At 22.9% G+C, this 18,586-nt stretch carries 12 protein-coding genes, 1 tRNA gene and 1 pseudogene; 9 read left to right on the top strand and 5 right to left on the bottom strand.

Features of this window, described 5'->3' with window-relative positions; genetic code table 11:
- Positions 1 to 27: 27 nt before the first annotated feature.
- Genes IX46_RS02255 through recD form a run of 4 tightly spaced genes read left to right on the top strand, consistent with a single transcriptional unit; the run spans position 28 to position 8,543 of the window.
- Positions 28 to 3,255 carry an exodeoxyribonuclease V subunit gamma gene (locus IX46_RS02255; protein WP_053940384.1) on the top strand — a complete coding sequence of 1,076 codons (3,228 nt, stop codon included), beginning with the start codon at positions 28 to 30 and terminating at the stop codon, positions 3,253 to 3,255.
- Entirely contained in the window at positions 3,230 to 3,376 is a 147-nt protein-coding gene (locus IX46_RS03245; protein ID WP_275226096.1) for a UvrD-helicase domain-containing protein, read from the top strand. The genes IX46_RS02255 and IX46_RS03245 overlap by 26 nt, the downstream gene beginning before the upstream one ends.
- 17 nt (positions 3,377 to 3,393) lie before the next feature.
- Complete coding sequence (gene recB, locus IX46_RS02260; protein ID WP_275226097.1) at positions 3,394 to 6,714, top strand: exodeoxyribonuclease V subunit beta; 3,321 nt, start codon at positions 3,394 to 3,396, stop codon at positions 6,712 to 6,714.
- Between the two features lie 14 nt (positions 6,715 to 6,728).
- Positions 6,729 to 8,543 carry an exodeoxyribonuclease V subunit alpha gene (recD, locus tag IX46_RS02265; RefSeq protein ID WP_053940385.1) on the top strand — a complete coding sequence of 605 codons (1,815 nt, stop codon included), beginning with the start codon at positions 6,729 to 6,731 and terminating at the stop codon, positions 8,541 to 8,543.
- Here the strand turns inward: recD and argA are convergent.
- Both argA and IX46_RS02275 read right to left on the bottom strand, forming a co-directional pair.
- A complete protein-coding gene (gene argA, locus IX46_RS02270; protein ID WP_053940386.1) occupies positions 8,540 to 9,868 on the bottom strand; it encodes an amino-acid N-acetyltransferase in 1,329 nt (442 codons plus the stop codon). The genes recD and argA overlap by 4 nt on opposite strands.
- Before the next feature lie 216 nt (positions 9,869 to 10,084).
- Positions 10,085 to 10,161: transfer RNA gene (locus IX46_RS02275), tRNA-Met, on the bottom strand.
- A 1,022-nt stretch (positions 10,162 to 11,183) separates the two neighbouring features.
- On the opposite strand from IX46_RS02275, the gene ribH reads away from it, so the two are divergent.
- From ribH to nusB, 4 genes and pseudogenes are all read left to right on the top strand, one after another.
- Entirely contained in the window at positions 11,184 to 11,669 is a 486-nt protein-coding gene (gene ribH, locus IX46_RS02280) for a 6,7-dimethyl-8-ribityllumazine synthase (RefSeq protein ID WP_053940387.1), read from the top strand.
- Positions 11,666 to 12,637 carry a thiamine-phosphate kinase gene (gene thiL, locus IX46_RS02285; RefSeq protein WP_053940388.1) on the top strand — a complete coding sequence of 324 codons (972 nt, stop codon included), beginning with the start codon at positions 11,666 to 11,668 and terminating at the stop codon, positions 12,635 to 12,637. Before ribH ends, thiL begins: the two co-directional genes overlap by 4 nt.
- A 47-nt stretch (positions 12,638 to 12,684) precedes the next feature.
- Positions 12,685 to 13,773: pseudogene (gene ribD, locus IX46_RS03230) on the top strand (bifunctional diaminohydroxyphosphoribosylaminopyrimidine deaminase/5-amino-6-(5-phosphoribosylamino)uracil reductase RibD).
- A gap of 18 nt (positions 13,774 to 13,791) precedes the next feature.
- On the top strand, positions 13,792 to 14,226 hold the full coding sequence (gene nusB / locus IX46_RS02300; protein ID WP_053940389.1) for a transcription antitermination factor NusB: 435 nt from the start codon (positions 13,792 to 13,794) through the stop codon (positions 14,224 to 14,226).
- A gap of 41 nt (positions 14,227 to 14,267) precedes the next feature.
- On the opposite strand, the gene dxs is transcribed toward nusB, so the two are convergent.
- The 3 genes from dxs to IX46_RS02315 form a co-directional block, all read right to left on the bottom strand.
- Positions 14,268 to 16,025, bottom strand: a complete 1,758-nt coding sequence (gene dxs, locus IX46_RS02305) for a 1-deoxy-D-xylulose-5-phosphate synthase (RefSeq protein ID WP_053940390.1) — start codon at positions 16,023 to 16,025, stop codon at positions 14,268 to 14,270.
- Between the two features lie 19 nt (positions 16,026 to 16,044).
- Positions 16,045 to 16,929, bottom strand: a complete 885-nt coding sequence (locus IX46_RS02310; RefSeq protein WP_053940391.1) for a polyprenyl synthetase family protein — start codon at positions 16,927 to 16,929, stop codon at positions 16,045 to 16,047.
- A 61-nt stretch (positions 16,930 to 16,990) separates the two neighbouring features.
- Positions 16,991 to 18,196 (bottom strand): MFS transporter, encoded by a 1,206-nt coding sequence (locus tag IX46_RS02315; RefSeq protein WP_238967839.1) that lies wholly within the window; start codon positions 18,194 to 18,196, stop codon positions 16,991 to 16,993.
- Positions 18,197 to 18,238: 42 nt separating this feature from the next.
- Here IX46_RS02315 and IX46_RS02320 point away from each other — a divergent pair, with 42 nt between their 5' ends.
- Positions 18,239 to 18,586 carry a TusE/DsrC/DsvC family sulfur relay protein gene (locus IX46_RS02320; protein ID WP_053940392.1) on the top strand — a complete coding sequence of 116 codons (348 nt, stop codon included), beginning with the start codon at positions 18,239 to 18,241 and terminating at the stop codon, positions 18,584 to 18,586.

Genomic DNA, 18,586 nt, shown 5'->3' on the forward strand with positions numbered 1-18,586 from the left:
ATGTTATTTAAGAATAAAAGGTTTTTTATGTTTTTTTTATATAAATTTAACCAGTTAAATACGTTATTTTTAAAAATATGTAAAATTATTCAAAAAAATCCAACACCATGTATTTTTGAAAAAGAAATTATTATTCATGATAATGAAGTGTTGTTTGAATACCTTAATATATTCACAGCTAATTATACAGGTATCTCATCAGATTTTAAACTAATTCATCCAAGAGTTTTTATTTGGAAGATATTTAAAAAAATTATACCTGAAAATGAGACAAAAAATATTTTAAAAAAAACAACTAATATTTGGAAAATAATGAAAATTATTGAACAAAATAATTTTTTTGAATACATTAAAAAAAATGATAATGCAATAAAAAAATTTCAATTTTCATCTTTTATACAAGATTTATTCCAAAAATATATTTTATACAGACCACAATGGATTCAAGAATGGGAAAAACAAGAACAAAGAACATTAAGAATTAACAAAAAAAAATCATGGCAAGAAAAATTATGGAATGAAATTAGACATGACAACAAAAATCTTAATCAATCTATTGATAACTTTGCAAATCTATTTGATAAATTTAAAAATTTGATTCAAAAAAAAAAAATAATACTTCCAAAACGCATTTTTATTATTTGGTCGTTTCCTATAAATCCATCATATATAGAAATGTTCCATAAAATAAGTATATATACTGATGTATATTTTTTATATTTAACCGCTTATAAAAATATTTTAATCAATTGTACAGTTGATTTGTGTAAAAAATCATTTCATATAAAAACAAAAAATTATTTTAATGATACATTAGAAGTATTATGGGGTAAATATGAAAATATTTATTTGGTTTTCATGAAACATTTACAAAACATTAAAATTAATAATTACTTCGAAAAATATTGTCTAAATAATTTATTAAATAATATTAAAAATAATATTTTAAATTGCAAACAAAACAAAAAAACGTTAAGAAAAACTGTAGACCCTACAGACAATTCGATTTCTATAAATATTTGCTATAATAAACAACATGAAATTGAAGTTTTATATGAAATATTAATAAAAATACTAAATAGAAATCCAAACATAAAACCTTGTGATATTGTTGTTACTTCATTTTCTCTAGAAAACTATAAAAATCATATTAATTCTGTATTTAACTCAAAATATCAAAAAGATAAAATATCCTTTTATATTCATGAAAAAAATTGTAAAAACAAACAAAAAATATTTTATTTATTCAATAAAATTTTAAATTTATCTCATATTAGATTTAATAACAAAGAAATATTAGAATTATTAGATACTCCGATTATGTCAAAAAATTTTAATATTTCAGAAGAAGAGATAAAAATTTTGCATAGTTGGGTTGAATCTACAAATATCAGATGGGGAATAAATAAAAAACATAAAAATGATTTATCTTTTTTAGAAATTAATCAAAATACTTGGTTTTATGGTATTGAAAAATTATTGCTGAGCTATGCTATAAATGAAAAAAACGAAATCTGGAACAATGTTCATTCAATTTTTTCTATTGATTTTACTAAATCAGAACTGATAGGAAAATTATCACACTTAATTAATACATTAAATAAATGGCGTATAAAAGTATCTAAATCAAAAGAAGTTAAACATTGGCGTACGTTGTTTAAATCTTTCATAAATGATTTTTTTTATAAGAATATAAATTTAGATCAAACACTTACAGAAATCAATAAAACATGGGAAAATATGATTGATGAAATTGTATTGTCTGGTTATAAACAAAAAATATCTATTAATATCTTAGAAAAAAATTTTTTTTATATTATAAAATCTACAAACAAGAAAAAATTTAAGTTAGGATCTATAAATTTTTGTCACCCTTCTGTAATATGTTATATACCATTCAAAGTAATATATATGATAGGGCTAAATTCTGAAGAATTATCAAAAAAACAAAATCTAGATCAGATCAATCTTTTAAAAAAATATCCATTAGTTACTGATATTGATCATAAAAATACATTATATCATTTATTTTTAAACAATTTTGCAGCTGCTGAAAACTATTTTTATATGAGTTATATTGGCTATTCATTAAAAAATGAAAATAAAATATATCCATCAATGTTAATTGAACAAATTATACATTATATAACATTAAATTTTTTTTTTAAAGGAGACGAAAAATTAACAATAGAGGAGAACAAAAAAAAAATATCAGATTTTCTCTATAAGAAACACAAAAAAACAAATATTTACAATATAATAAATATAAAAAATACAAACAATATAAAACAAAACAAAATCAAAAATATTTATCAAATGTTTTTTAAAGATACAATTAAATTAGAAAATGTTAAAAAAAATAATAATTTAGTTGATTTAAAAGATCTAATATCTTTTTGGAGACATCCGATACGATATTTTTTTAATTTCACATTAAGAACAAAATTTTATAAAAAAAATACATTGTCAATCACTGAACCTTTTATAATAAATCAATTAGAAAATTTCAAAATAAACAATGTTTTATTAAAAAAGATGGTACATAAAAAAAATATCATTAATACATTAAAAAAAATAGAATTATCTGGAGTACTTCCATATAACAATTTTGGAAAAATAATTTTAGAAAAAAAACTGCAAGAACTCAAAGAAATAGTAAAAATAATTAATCAATATAGAATTGTTCCTCAAGAAAAAAATTTTTTTCTTCAAATAGAAAAATATTATATTAAAGGAACATTAAAAGAAATACAAGATACAGGTTTGCTTCGATGGAAAGGAGGTGCAATTAATTATTCTGATCGAATAGCATTATGGTTAGAACATTTAGTTTACTGTATTTTAGGAGGTATTGGAGAAAGTAAAATTATAGGATTAGATAAAAAGATATTTTCTTTTCGATCTCTCTCATACAAAAAAGCACATCATTATCTTTTAATGTATATTACAGGATATATGCAAGGTATTAATAATCCGTTGTTATTAACAAAATCAGGCGCAGCTTGGCTAGATAAAGTATATAACGAAAAAAATAATTATATTTTTAAAAATTACAATATTAAAAAAGAAGCATATAAAAAATTATATAAAACATGGGTAGGAAACTCTTATATCAAAGGAGAAAAAGAAGACATATACATAGAAAAAATAATTTCAACATTAGATATAAAAAAAATTTGTCATATCTCTAAAAAATGGTTAACTCCCTTATTAAAACACAAAAAAAACAATGAAAAAAAAATTAGATGCATTTAATATACCCTTTGATGGTATTAATTTAATTGAAGCTTCTGCCGGAACTGGTAAAACCACTGCAATAATTATTATGTATTTACGATTGTTACTTGGAATAGAAGAAAAAAAAAACCATTATTAATAGAAGAAATATTAATAGTGACGTTTACTAATTCTGCAAAAAACGAAATATATAAAAGAATTAAAAAAAATATCGAAACATTATATTTATGTTGTATCAATAAAAATACCAGTAATTTAATTTTAAAACCATTTTTAAAAAAAATAAAAAATCTAAAAAAAGCTATATATATTTTAAATCGAGCTAAACGTGATATAAATAAAGTTGCTATTTATACAATACACGGATTTTGTAGAGATATTTTGCAATTAAACTTTTTGAATATAAATGAAAAAATAATTGAAGATGAAACATCATTATATTTACAAGCCATAGAAGATTTTTGGAGAACTCATTTTTATGAGTTACCAAAAGATATAATTAAAATTATTTTACAAGACTACAAGAATCCAGAATCTCTTTTATCTGAAATAAAATCAATATTTAATTTTAATAAAGTGCATTTCAAAAAAAAAATTAATAAAAATCAAGATTTTATTACGTGTCATAAAAAAAACATTAAAATTATAAATACTTTTAAAAAAAAATGGTTGGATTATAATCTAAGTATTATAAATATTATTAAAGAATTAAAAATTAATAAAAAAATATACAATACATCTAACATAACTAGGTGGAAAGAAAATATTACAATATGGGCAAAATCAAAAACTGAAAATTATCAAAGACCAGTTCAACTAAAATATTTTTCACAAGAAATAATAAAAAAAAATATAAAAAATGATCAAATTCCATACCATACATTTTTCAAAGATATTGAAGAGATAATACAAAAAAAAATCTCTTTAAAAGATGTTATTTTGTTTAAAGCTATAAAAACAATAACTAAACTCGTACAAAAAGAAAAAAAGAAAAAATGTTTGTTAGGATTTAACGATTTATTAGATAATTTTTTAAAATATATTCAAAAAGATAAAAATTTAAAAAAATCTATCATTCAAAAATATCCTGTAGCGTTTATTGATGAATTCCAAGATACTAATATTCAACAGTATAAAATTTTTAATATTTTATATAATAATATAAAAAACAAAAAAACAGCATTATTTCTTATAGGAGATCCAAAACAATCAATATATAGTTTTAGAGGAGCAGATATTTTTTCTTATTTAGATGCAAAATCTAAAATTACAGAATATTATTATCTTGATACTAATTGGAGATCTTCAATAAATATCTGTCAAGGTATCAATGATTTATTTTCACGAAATAATAATCCATTTTTTTATGAAGATATTGTATACGAAAAAATTTTTTCATCATCACATAATAAAAAAATACAATTTAAAATACGAGGAAAAATTCAAAAATCTATTAGTTTTTTCTTTAAAACGAAAGAAAAAATATATATTGAAGATTATCAAGAATGGATCGCGCAACAATGTGCAAATGAAATTTGTTATTGGTTAGTTTGTGCCCGTCAAAGCGAAGCAATATTAATCAATAAAAATCGAGAAAAAGTTTTAAAAGAAAGTGATATTGTTATCTTGGTAAGAAATAAAAACGAAGCAGATATCATTAAAAATGCATTAGAAAAAGTTAATATTCAATCTATTTATTCTTCTTCTGCTCAAAGTATATTTCATACTAGCGATGCTTATGAATTACTTTTAATACTTCAAACTATTTTACACCCAACTCAGATAGAACTATTAAAAAAATCTATTTTTACACATATTTTTTATGAAATTTTATTAGAAGGAAATAAACAAAAAAATACAGAAACATTATATTTCATAATGAACAAATTAAATAAATATCGTATAATGTGGAAAAATATAGGGATTGTTTATACTATCAAAACCATAATATTAGATTATCAAAAACATTCTAATAATTTAGACAAATATCAATATTATCAAAAAAACATAAATTTTTTACATATAGCAGAATTATTAGAAGAAAAATCAGAATATCTTGATAAAGAGTCGTCTTTACTAAGATGGTTTGAAACAAAAATATCAGACAAAAAAAATATATTAGAAAACGAGTTTATTCGATATTTTAATCAATCTAAATCAATAAAAATTATTACAATACACAAATCTAAAGGATTGGAATACCCTATAGTTTGGATTCCTTTTGCTATAACTTATAAAAAATCAAAATTATATTTATATCATAATAAAAAAAATTTAAAAATTTTTTTTGATTTAGACCAGAACAAAGAAACTGAAAAAATAATAGAAGAAGAACGGTTATCAGAAGATTTACGTTTATTATACGTTGCTATGACGAGAACTATTTATCATTGTAGTTTAGGAATAGGAGATATTATTAACAAAAAAAATCAAAAAAAAAATAATAATCATAAAAGTGCTTTAGGATATATTATACAACGTGGGCACTACATGGATTATAATAATTTAATCAAAGAAATTTATTCGTTAAGTATGAAGTCATATGTATCAATTAGATTTGATACAATGAACATTAAACTTCCTGATGAAAAAAAAGATGTTTATTTATTATCTCCACCAAAATATTTAACAAAAAAAACAGAAAATTACTTTAAAATTACTAGTTTTACGCAGTTAAAAAAAGAAAATATTTTTATTAAAAAAAATCAATTTAACCATAATATAAACTATATTTTACATCAAAAAAAAAATAATCAAGAAAAGATAATTTTTGAAAATTTTCCAAGAGGCAAGACAACAGGAACTCTTATACACTATATATTAAATAAAATTAATTTTTCAGAAAAATTAAATATTGATTTTTTTTACAAATCTTTAAACAAATATAAATTGTCTGAAAAATGGGCTCCAATATTAATTTCTTGGGTAAATAATATTATTCACACAGAATTAAAAAATATAAAATTTAATTTATCTATGTTAGAAAAACACCAACATATAAAAGAGATGAAATTTTTTTTACCGATACAAAAAATATTATATAGCAATAGTTTTAATAGAATCATTCAATCTTATGATTCAATTTCTTCTTTTGCTCCAAAAATTTCTTTTGATCCAGTTACTGGGATTTTGAAAGGTTCTATTGATTTAGTATTCTTATGGAAAAAACGATACTACATAATAGACTATAAATCTAATTATTTAGGTGATAATACAAATTCATATTCTTTAGACAACATAAAAAAAGAAATAATTAAGAATCGATACGATTTACAATATCAAATATATACAGTTGCATTACATCAATATTTAAATAAAAAAGTAAAAAAATATAAATATGAAAAGAATTTTGGTGGAATATTTTATATGTTTTTAAGAGGCATAGAATCAACAAGAAATAATAATAGTATTTTTTACATCATACCAGATTATTTGTTAATTAAAAAATTAATTAATTTATTTTTTATAAAAAATTAAACAATATTATTGAAATGAAAAAATTATTAAAAAACTTAGTGAAACAACAAATTATACGCACAATTGATTTTATTTTTTCTCAATTTATATCTAAAAAAAACAATATTATTATGCTTATAGCAGCATGTATTAGTTTTGAAAGTAATAATGGTTATCTTTTTTTACCAATTAAATATTTTAAAAAAAACAATTTTTTTTCTATTCGAAATAAAAAAATTATTGACAAAATATTATGTATTTTAAACATAAAAGAAGTAAACTGGTTATTAGAATTATCACAACATCACGCTTTTAGTAACGGGAAAACTATAACTCCTTTAGTATTCATTGAAAACAAAATTTATCTTTATAAAATATGGAAATCTAAAAAAAATATTTTAAAATTTTTATATCGAAAAAATATATATAATCAATTTGATTTGAACAATTTTAAATTTTTGAACGAATTGTTTCCTAAAAAAGAATATAACGCTCAAAAAGTAGCTGTAGTATTAAGTTTAATACATCCAATCACTTTTATCTTAGGAGGTCCTGGAACTGGAAAAACTACTACAATAATAAAAATCATCATTGCATTGATAAAATATGCAAAAAAAAACATTATCATACAATTATCAGCTCCAACAGGAAAAGCTACATCGCGATTAATTGAGGTATTAAATTCTAGCAAAATATTGAATGTATATTTATCTACAGAAGAAAAAAAACAGTTTTTATTAAAACCTGTTACCATTCATAAATTATTAGGAATATCGAAAACATCTGATAAAGCTTCTGTCAACGAAAAAAATCTTTTAAATATAGATGTTTTAATTATTGATGAAACTTCTATGATAGATGTGTTAATGATGAATAGAATTTTATCTTCTATCAAAAACAATACCAAAATTATTTTTATTGGAGACCCACATCAATTATCACCAATAGGGATAGGTTCTATCTTGAAAAAAATTTATAGTTATGCCAATAATGGTTACAGTTTAAAAATGATATCGATTTTAAAAAAAATTAAACAATATACAAATTTATATCATAAAAAAAACACAAATAATACTTGTTTGATAAGTGATAAAATATGTATTTTAAAAAAAAATTATAGATTTAAAAACAATCCAGAAATTCATGTATTAGCTAACGGAATTAATGAAAACAAAAAAGAAATTTTTACCAAATTATTTAATAATTTAATAAAAAATATTTTTTTTTATGAAACTAATTGTGTAGATAAATATAAAACAATGATAAAAAAAATTATTTTTTATTATGCAGAATATTGGAATAAAATCAATCAAAAAAGACAAATAAAAGATGTTATAAAAACATTTCAAAAATATCAGATATTATGTGTTGTTAAGCAGGGTATATACGGAACAAATAGTATAAATACAATTTTAGAAAAAACAATGTATAACAATAATATTATTAAAAAATACTTTCATATTAACAATCAAATATGGTATGTAGGAAAACCTATTATTATAAAAAAAAATAATAAATATCTAAATTTATCTAATGGCGAAATAGGAATTACTAATTTAGATGATTACAACAAGTTACAAGTATGCTTTTTAAAAAATAATAATATTATCCAATACGTTCCAGCTGATTTATTAGAAGATTACGAAACCGCTTGGTGTATCACTGTTCATAAATCTCAAGGTTCTGAATTTGATCATATAACACTAATACTTCCAGATAAACAATTAGAAATATTAAATAAAGAGATTTTATACACAGCAATTACACGATCTCGAAAAACATTAAGTATTTTTTCGAATAAAAAAATATTTACTACCACTATAGAAAAACAACGATTTTCAATATATTAAAATAAATCTATCATTAAAATTTTAGAACAACGTTGATAATTATATATTTTTTTCTTACTCTCAGGAAGCATGTCAATATTCACAATAATAAAACCTCTTTCTTGAAACCAATGAATACTGTGTGTAGTTAATACAAATATTTTTTTTAGATTGATTTTTTTAGCGTGTAATTTAATGGCTTGCAGCAACCAATCACCTCTAGAAGAATTTCGATAATCAGGATGAACTGCTACACAGGCCATTTCTCCTAAACTTTCTTTAAAAAAGGGATATAATGCAGCACATGCAATAGTGAGGTTATCACGTTCAATTATTGTAAATTTATCTATTTCTATCTCTAATTGTTCTCTTGATCTACGAACTAAAACCCCCTGTTTCTCTAAAGGCCGAATTAACTCTAAAATCCCTCTAATATCATGGATATTAGCTTGTCTAATTTTTTCGGCAGATTCCATAACCATCTGCGTTCCAATTCCATCACGAGAAAATAACTCCTGTAATAAAGCTCCATCTTTATGGTAACTAATTAAATGAATTCTATTAACACCATTACTACAAGCTTTTATAGATCCTTTTAAGAAACGCACTGTTGAAGAAATGTAATCTTTATCTTTTTCTAACTCTTTAATTTTAATATTTATATCATTAGGTAATAATTCTGAAATAGTTTCACCTTGTTCATTAAGAACACCTTGATTACTACAAAATCCTATCATTTTTTTCGCATTTAATTGAATACTGACTTGTGTAGCAATATCTTCAGAATTTAAATTAAAACTTTCTCCTGTAACAGAAACGGCAACAGGTCCAATTAAGACTATAGCTCCATTTTTTAATTGACAATCAATAGCTTTTTTATCGATTCTTCTAATTCGACCAGTGTGAATATAATCTATACCTTCATCAACACCTAAGGGTTGTGCAATAATAAAATTTCCACTTACAACGTTAATATTTGCACCTTGTAATGGAGTATTGCTTAAACCCATTGAAAGACGAGCGGTGATATCGAGTTGTAATTTTCCTGCTATTTGTTTGACTTGTTCTAAGCATAACAAATTAGTAACACGTATATATTTGTGATATTTTATTTTTATCTTTTTTTCGTTCAAACTTAAGTTAATTTGAGGACATGCTCCATATACTACTATTAATTTTATACCTAGGCTATGTAACAAACCAATATCATTAATAATACCAGAAAAATTCCCATATTTAATTGCTTCACCACTTAACATAATTACAAATGTTTTGCCGCGATGAGCATTAATATAAGGAACGCTATGGCGAAAACCCTGAACTAATTTAGTAGTACGCTCTTTCATGATAATTTTCTTACTTTTTCATTTGAATATATATATTATTTTTAAGTATACTAAGGTTTATTTTGTTTTAAACAAAGCAAACTAAAAATTATAGGGGAAATGAATTCAACATACTCATAAATAAAATTTTTTAATTTTTAAAAATACACATTGTATCATCTAAAATGATATAAAGTATGATAAATTTGGAAGATTTTTTAAAGATAGGTTTTATTTTGGTTGCGGGGGATGGATTTGAACCAACGACCTTCGGGTTATGAGCCCGACGAGCTACCAGACTGCTCCACCCCGCTTTATTAAATAAATTATACATCTTTAATAAAAAAACACAACCTTTTTTTAAAACATTTTTATTTTTTTAAATGTATGATTTTATTATCATGATCAAAGTAAAAATCTTGATATAATCAATTTCAGATACATTTAAAACTAAAAATATAAAAAAACAGTTTTATATGATACTTACATTTTTTATTTAATGTAATAATTGTAGTCTAAGTTAAAATTAATTTGATTAGAAAATTAAAAATTTCACTCAAATAAAAAAATAAATGTTAAAATAAACTATTTCATTATTAAGATTTTATCATATAATTATAAAATATAAAAAATTTTGTTTTAAAAAAATAATGAAAATAATATATTTAACATTAAAATATTGATTATAAAAAATCGTATAAATTTTGTAATATTATATATTGGAAAAAACGAATACAACCGAAAAGTAATTGCATTTAATATATTAAAAAATCTCTATTTTAAAAGAATTATGTTTAATGAGAAACCATAAATACACAATATTTAAAAAAATATATTCTAATTAATAGCAAAATTTTTACTAAATAATCTTATCATGAAACTTCAAAAATATAATTATAGATTTAAAAAAATTCAATAAATTTTTATCTCATAAGAAAATAATCTTTATATAAAGGTATAAATTTTGAAAGGAAATCAAGTGAAAAACGAATAAAAAATTTTTTTATAACATATATTAAAACTAATTCAAAAAAAAATAAAAATTTAGTAATTAAAAAATTATTTAAATTTAGTTTTATAACCATTAATTAAAAATGATTAATAACTAAAAAAATCTATAATTCAAATCAATACATCTTTTTACTTAATAAAAATATTTTTTTATTAAATAAATATAATTATTATTTGAATTAGATATACAAATAACAATTAAATAAATATCTTGTTACCTAAAAAAATCTATAAACAATTAGATATGTCAAGAACATTTTTATTGCTACTATAAAATCGATTACATACTAATAAAAACCTTAAAAATAACTGAATATTAAAAAAAATGAAAATTATTCAATCAGGAATTACAAATCAAACAGCATCAATTGCAGTAATTATTTCCAGATTCAATCAATTTGTCAATAATAATTTATTGTTTGGAGCGCTAGACACTTTAACGAGAATAGGTCAAATAAAAGAAGATAAAATTTTTAAAATATATGTCCCTGGAGCTTATGAAATACCGCTAATAGCAAAATATATCGCAAAAAATAAAAAATATGATGCTATTATTACAATAGGAACTATTATAAAAGGTAGTACAGATCATTTTAAATATATTTCAAGTAACGTGTACAATAATCTTTCAAAAATTAGTATTAAATACCTTATTCCCATCACATTAGGGATATTAACTGCAAATAATTTAGAACAATCTATTGAAAGATCAGGTTTAAAAATGGGTAATAAGGGATCTGAAGCTGCATTAGCAGCATTAGAAATGATTAATATAATAAGCAAATTAAAAGAAAAAATGATTAAATCATGAAATATAACGAGTTTGAAATTATTTCTAATTTTTTCAATAAGTTTCAAAAAAAAGAAAAAAATCTTATTAAAGGAATCGGAGATGATTGTGCATTAGTTAAAATGCCAAAAAATAGCATTTTAGCAATTAGCACTGATACATTAGTAGAAGGAACGCATTTTTTTAAAAATATAGATCCGAAACATTTAGCATATAAAACAATTGCTGTAAATCTGAGTGATCTAGCAGCTATGGGTGCACTGCCTAAATGGGTAATATTATCCATTACTATGCCTAAATTAAATTTTCAATGGTTAAAACGTTTTAGTGATAATTTTTTTAAAGTTTTAAATCAGTATCAAGTCACACTTATAGGTGGAGATACTAATCGCGGGTCTTTAAGTATTACATTAAGTACCTATGGGTTAATAAAAGGAAAAAAGACGTTATTAAGAGAGCATGCTAAAGAAGGGGATTTAATATACATTACAGGATCGCTTGGCGAGAGTGCAGCTGGTTTTTTTTTACTTCAAAAAAAAAATTATATTATAAATATAAAAACACGCAATTTTTTAATTCATAAACATCTTCATCCTACTCCAAGAGTTGCTGAAGGTATAACAATCAAAAATTTTGCTAATTCGGCTATAGATATATCAGATGGATTAATTTCTGATTTAGGACATATACTAGAAAGCAGTCAATGCGGAGCTAACATTGAACTAAATCAATTACCTATTTCAAAAAAATTAATAAACAATTTTACACAAAACAATTGTTTTAATTGGGCATTACACTTTGGGGAAGACTATGAATTATGTTTTACAGTAGCTAAAAAAAATATTAAACAATTAAAATTAGCTATTAAAAAAAGTTTAATTAAATGTAAACATATTGGATATATTACTACAAAACAAAAAGGTTTTAATTTAACAAAAAATAATAAAAAAATTGATTTTAAAAAAATAGGTTTTAATCACTTTAATTGAAAACAATATTTAAAAAAAAATTAAAAAATATGAAAAATATCTTTTATATGAACAGAGCAATACAACTTAGTAAATTAGGAGTATTTACAACTCATCCAAATCCAAATGTTGGCTGTGTGATTGTGAATCACAATTGTATTGTAGGAGAAGGATGGCATAAAAAATATGGAGATCATCACGCTGAAGTAAATGCATTGAATATGGCAGGGAACAAAGCAAAGGGAGGAACTGCATATATTACATTAGAACCATGCAACCATTTTGGAAAAACTCCTCCATGCTGCAATGCAATAATTAATGCGGGAATAACACACGTAATAATTTCTAATTTAGATCCTAATCCACAAGTATCTGGAAAAGGTGTTATATATCTTAGAAAAAATAATGTTTCTGTAGAAATAGGATTACTTTCTAAAGAATCTAAAAAATATAATCAAGGTTTTTTTAAACGTATGAAAACTGGTTTTCCATGAATTCAAGTTAAATTAGCAATGTCATTAGATGGAAGAATTGCAATGAAAAATGGTGAAAGCAAATGGATTACTTCTAAAGAATCACGTCAAGATGTACAAATGTTTCGTGCAAAAAGCTCAGCAATTTTAAGTAGTAGCAAAACGATTTTACGTGATAACGCTCAATTAACAGTACGAAAAGAAGAATTGAATCAAAAAACACTATTTAAATTTCCTGAACAAGATTTTACTCATCCAATAAGAGTAATTATAGATAGTAAAAACAGGATGAAAAAAACTCATCCGATAATGAATACAAAAGAAAAGATTTTATTAATAAGATTAAAACCAGATAATGAAATTTGGCCAAAAAATATAAAACAGATCATAATAAAACCATATCAAAAAAAAATCAATATTATATCTGCATTGAAATTTCTAGGAAATTTAGAAATTAATAATTTATGGATAGAAGCTGGTGGAAATTTGTCTGGTTCTTTATTAAAGATGAAATTAATAGACGAAATTATTGTGTATATTGCACCTAAAATATTAGGACATGAAGCAAAACCATTATTTTTTTTAAAAAATCATTTAAAATTATTTGAATGCATTAAATTGAATTTTTCAGATTTCAAAAAAATAGGTCAAGATATAAGATTAATATTAAAACCTCAAAAATAAAAAAATCAGGTAAACTTTATGATAAATCGATATTTTAGGAGAAAAGCTCGTGCCTGTGCTTTACAAGTTCTGTATTCCTGGGAAATTTCTAAAAACAATGTTAAAGACAATATAATAGAATTTTTAAAAGAAAAAAACAAAAGAAATATTGATTTAAAATATTTTTATGACTTAATTTTTGGAATAACTAACAATTGCGTCAAAATAGATAGTTTAATGGCACCATATCTATCTCGTTCACTAAAAAAATTAGGACAAATAGAAAAAGCAATTCTTAGAATTTCGTTCTATGAACTATACAAGAGACATGATATACCTTATAAAGTCTCTATCAATGAAGGTATTGAGTTAGCTAAATTATTTGGATCAGAAGATAGTCATAAATTTATTAACGGAGTATTAGATAAAGCAGCATTAAAAATTGTAAAAAAAAATAATACTTTTAATTTTTAAAATCTTTAGTAAAGAATGTATATTAAAAATATATTTACATGTTAATATGATGAAATCCAAGAAAAGATTTTTTTTTCAATCCCTTCAGAATCTAGCTCATAATTATGTCTAATTTCTTTTAGATTACCTTGAGATATAAATGTATCTGGTAAACCAATGTTTAATACTGGAACTAAAATTTTTTTTAACATGATAAATTCATTAACTGAACTGCCTGCTCCGCCAGAAATAATTCCTTCTTCAATAGTAACTAAAAATTGATGTTGAGAAGATAATTTGATAATCATTTTTTTATCTAATGGCTTAACAAATCGCATGTCAACCAAAGTTGCATTTAAATTGTTCGCTACTGATATCGCAGATCTTAACAAAGTGCCAAAATTTAAAATAGCTATTTTATAACCTACTCTTTTTAAAACAGATTTACCTAGTGATATCATATGCATCGGCATTAACGGCTCGCCAATTCCTTTACCTTTGGGATATCTTACAACAGTAGGGCCTTTTTTATACATATATGCAGTATATAACATTTGTTTACATTCGTTTTCATTGCTCGGAGTCATAATGATAATACCAGGAATACATCTTAAATAAGCTAAATCAAATGCACCTTGATGCGTTGGTCCATCGTTTTCTACTATCCCCCCTCTATCAATTGCAAATAAAACGGATAATTTTTGTAATGCAACATCGTGTATAATTTGATCATAAGAACGTTGTAAAAAAGTAGAATATATTGATACGACTGGATGATATCCTGCAGCAGCTAAACCAGCTGCAAAAGTAACCGCATGCTGTTCAGCAATAGCAACATCAAAATATTGATTAGGAAATAAACGAGAAAAATTAGACATACCTGAACCTTCACACATAGCTGGCGTAATAGCTATTAATTTCTTATCAATATTTGCTATTTCACATAACCAAGATCCAAATACTTCTGAATAAGTTGGAATTTTGTTAGTAAAAGAAGTACTTTTAGAAAATGTATGCCATTTAATAGGATTTAATTCTGCTGGAAAATAACCTTTTCCCTTTTTTGTAATTGTATGCAATAAATAAGTACCTTTTTGATTTTTTATATCTTTTAAACAATGGACTAAGTTAAAGATGTCATGTCCGTCACAAGGTCCTAAATACTTAAAAGACAAGTTTTCAAAAAACGAGTTTTTTAATATGTTCTTACATTTAACATTTTTTAAAATTTTTAAATGTTTTTTTAATGCACCTGTGTTTTTAGAAATAGACATATTATTATCATTTAATATAACTAGTAAATCAGATTGTATTTCACCTGCATGGTTCATGGCTTCAAACGACATACCAGCAGTTATTGCTCCGTCCCCAATAACGCAAATAGTTTTTCTATTTCTTCCTTCTTTTTGAGCTGCAACAGACAAACCTAGCCCTGCGCTAATTGAAGTAGAAGAATGACCTGTTCCAAAAGTATCATATTGACTTTCTTTACGAAAAGGAAATGGGTGTAATCCATTTTTTTTTCGAATAGTCATTATATTTTTTGCTCTTCCGGTTAAAATTTTATGAGGATAAGATTGATGACCTATATCCCATAGTAAATTATCAAACGGTGTGTTGTACACATAATGCAAAGCAACTGTAATTTCAACTACACCTAATCCAGATGCACAATGACCTTCAGTGAAAAAAATTACATCTAATAAATATTTTCGTAACTCAAAACACAATTGAGGCAGTTTTTTAATCGATAAACATCTTAAATTTTTAACTGAATTAGCTAGAGATAAAGTTGGATATTGTTTAATATCAAAATTCATTATGAACTCATTATTAAATTTATTTTGAACGTTGCATTATAAAATCTATTAATAATTCTAATTTATTGATAATAAAAGATTTTTTTTTTAAAATTTTTAAAATAGATAATGCTTCTTGATATAACGTTTTTATTTTTTTTTTAGATTGTTGTATTCCAATCACATTTGGATATGTATTATATATATTTTTATTTTTTTTACATTTTTCAGTATCTTGTTTAAAATCAAAAATATCGTCTTGAATTTGAAAAGCTAAACCGATACAAATCGCGAAACGATCTAATAATGATAGAATTTTTTTAGAAAAAAAATTTGAAGATAAATATGGCAATCGCATAGACGATCTAATTAAAAATGCAGTTTTATATAAATTAATTTTATCTAATTCACACATATTTAATTGTTTTATGTCTTTTTCTAGATCTAATGCTTGTCCAATACACATACCAGTAGATCCGATAGAATAAGATAATTCAGAAATAATATTTATTCGCTTTTTATCAGAAACACCAGGCATAACGTATGTAGATAAAATATGAAATGCTAAACTTTGTAACGCATCTCCGGAAAGTATAGCAAAACTTTCACCATATTTAACATGACAAGAAATATTACCCCTTCGGAAAGCATCATTATCAATAGAAGGTAAATCGTCATGAATTAAAGAATACGAATGAATTAATTCAATAGCTATAGATATTGCATCTAATGTAATGATATGTACTTTAAACATCTCGCCACAAATATAAACTAGACATGCACGAAATCGCTTTCCACCTATCAATGCTCCATATTTCATAGATTTTATAAGAATTGAATTTTGAAAAGGTAAAGTATTAAACATATTAAGCAATTGTTTATTTATTCGGTTTTGATAAAAATCATAAAAATTAGAAGGATTCATATACAAATACCTGTTAAATGAAAAATAAAATAAAAATTTTATTAATTATACTATATAAATATTATTTTCTACAAAAACAATTCAAAATAAACCACAAAAACACTAACAAAACTTCACACAAAAAAATTTGTGAAATATTTAAAAAAATATATAACCATCCACTTAAAATACCACCTAACGATATCCCTAAATATTGACTAGTAGAATAAATACTCATAATTCTTCCTTTATAAGCATTTGCTTGATTATTACTGACAGATATTTTTTTACTTAACAACGAAGGTAGAAATACTTCTAATACATTAAAGGCAATAAAAAATATTTGTAACGACAATATTAAATATATTAAATGATTATATAAAAACAAAAAAAATAACGATGATAAAAAAATCAAAAAAACACATATTTCAACAATATTTTTTAAATAAGCATAACACTTACTATAAAAAATTAAAAAATATAAAATAAAGAAAGAAATAACTATTGTAGTTAAGTAAACAATCCAATGGTAATTTAATAGAAGACCAGACATCTCTAATTGATGAGGTATAGTCAAAAAATGCATTGTTAATAAAAAATGCAAAAAAAATATACTCAAATAAAACCTGAAAAAACTTTTATTAAATAAATATTTAATATCCTTAAAATAAAACAATTGTATTTTTTTCCTCGATTTATATTCTTGAGAATTTTTATTTTTATTAGAAGGTATTATAAAGAGCACAATTAAAATACAAATAATTGAAAATATAGAAGAAAACCAAAAAATAAAAGAAAAATTAAACTTTTTAATAATCAATGAACCAAAAAGAATTGAAATTAAAAAAGAAACAGCAAAACTTGCACCGATAGCAGAAATAGATTTAATACGATTTTCTTCTCTTATTAAATCAGATAAAAATGCCATAGAAACACCAGAAATAGCTCCAGAACCTTGTATTGCTCTTCCAACTATCAACCCCCAAATAGAATTTGTATTTGCAGCTATGATACTACCGACAAAAAAAACAGAAAGACCAAATATAATTATTTTTTTTCTGTTAAATTTATCAGATAAAAAACCAAACGGAATTTGAAATATCATTTGAGTAAAAGCATAAATACTAACAGATAATCCAATTAAAAATTTATTTGAACCATTTAAATATAATCCATACTTACTTAATATTGGAAGAATAGAAAATACACCTAACATACGCAATAAAAAAATCACACAAAAACTTAACGTGACTTGTAATTCAAAAAAATTCATTTTATAATTTTTCATCTTAAACTCAATATTTTTAAAAAATTTTATACTATAAAAATTATGTTATTAATAAGAAATACTAAAAATTATCTAAATTATGAAATAGTAGAAAAAGATTCAGAAGGATATTTAAAAAATAATCAAGATTGGAATATTTACTTAGCAGAAGAAATTGCAAAAAAAGAAAACATTACACTTACAGATAATCATTGGGAAATAATATATTTTATAAGAAAATTTTATTTTGCATACAATATTGCACCATCAATGCGAATGCTAATAAATGGAATTCAAAAAGAACTAGGAAAAAAAATTTATAGCATTTATTTATTTAAATTATTTCCTAAAGGCCCAGCAAAACAGGCTAGTAAAATAGCCGGAATACCGAAACCTTCAAAATGCTTATAA

This window comes from Buchnera aphidicola (Aphis glycines) (assembly GCF_001280225.1).
GTDB lineage: Bacteria > Pseudomonadota > Gammaproteobacteria > Enterobacterales > Enterobacteriaceae > Buchnera > Buchnera aphidicola_E.

Excerpts from the sequence above, each read along its gene's own strand:
- IX46_RS02255 (WP_053940384.1), top strand. The coding sequence starts at position 28 with ATGTTTTTTTTATATAAATTTAACCAGTTAAATACGTTATTTTTAAAA.
- thiL (WP_053940388.1), top strand. The coding sequence starts at position 11,666 with ATGAAATATAACGAGTTTGAAATTATTTCTAATTTTTTCAATAAGTTT.
- ribH (WP_053940387.1), top strand. The coding sequence starts at position 11,184 with ATGAAAATTATTCAATCAGGAATTACAAATCAAACAGCATCAATTGCA.
- IX46_RS02310 (WP_053940391.1), bottom strand. The coding sequence starts at position 16,929 with ATGAATCCTTCTAATTTTTATGATTTTTATCAAAACCGAATAAATAAA.
- IX46_RS03245 (WP_275226096.1), top strand. The coding sequence starts at position 3,230 with ATGAAAAAAAAATTAGATGCATTTAATATACCCTTTGATGGTATTAAT.
- dxs (WP_053940390.1), bottom strand. The coding sequence starts at position 16,025 with ATGAATTTTGATATTAAACAATATCCAACTTTATCTCTAGCTAATTCA.
- argA (WP_053940386.1), bottom strand. The coding sequence starts at position 9,868 with ATGAAAGAGCGTACTACTAAATTAGTTCAGGGTTTTCGCCATAGCGTT.
- IX46_RS02315 (WP_238967839.1), bottom strand. The coding sequence starts at position 18,196 with ATGAAAAATTATAAAATGAATTTTTTTGAATTACAAGTCACGTTAAGT.
- nusB (WP_053940389.1), top strand. The coding sequence starts at position 13,792 with ATGATAAATCGATATTTTAGGAGAAAAGCTCGTGCCTGTGCTTTACAA.
- recD (WP_053940385.1), top strand. The coding sequence starts at position 6,729 with ATGAAAAAATTATTAAAAAACTTAGTGAAACAACAAATTATACGCACA.
- IX46_RS02320 (WP_053940392.1), top strand. The coding sequence starts at position 18,239 with ATGTTATTAATAAGAAATACTAAAAATTATCTAAATTATGAAATAGTA.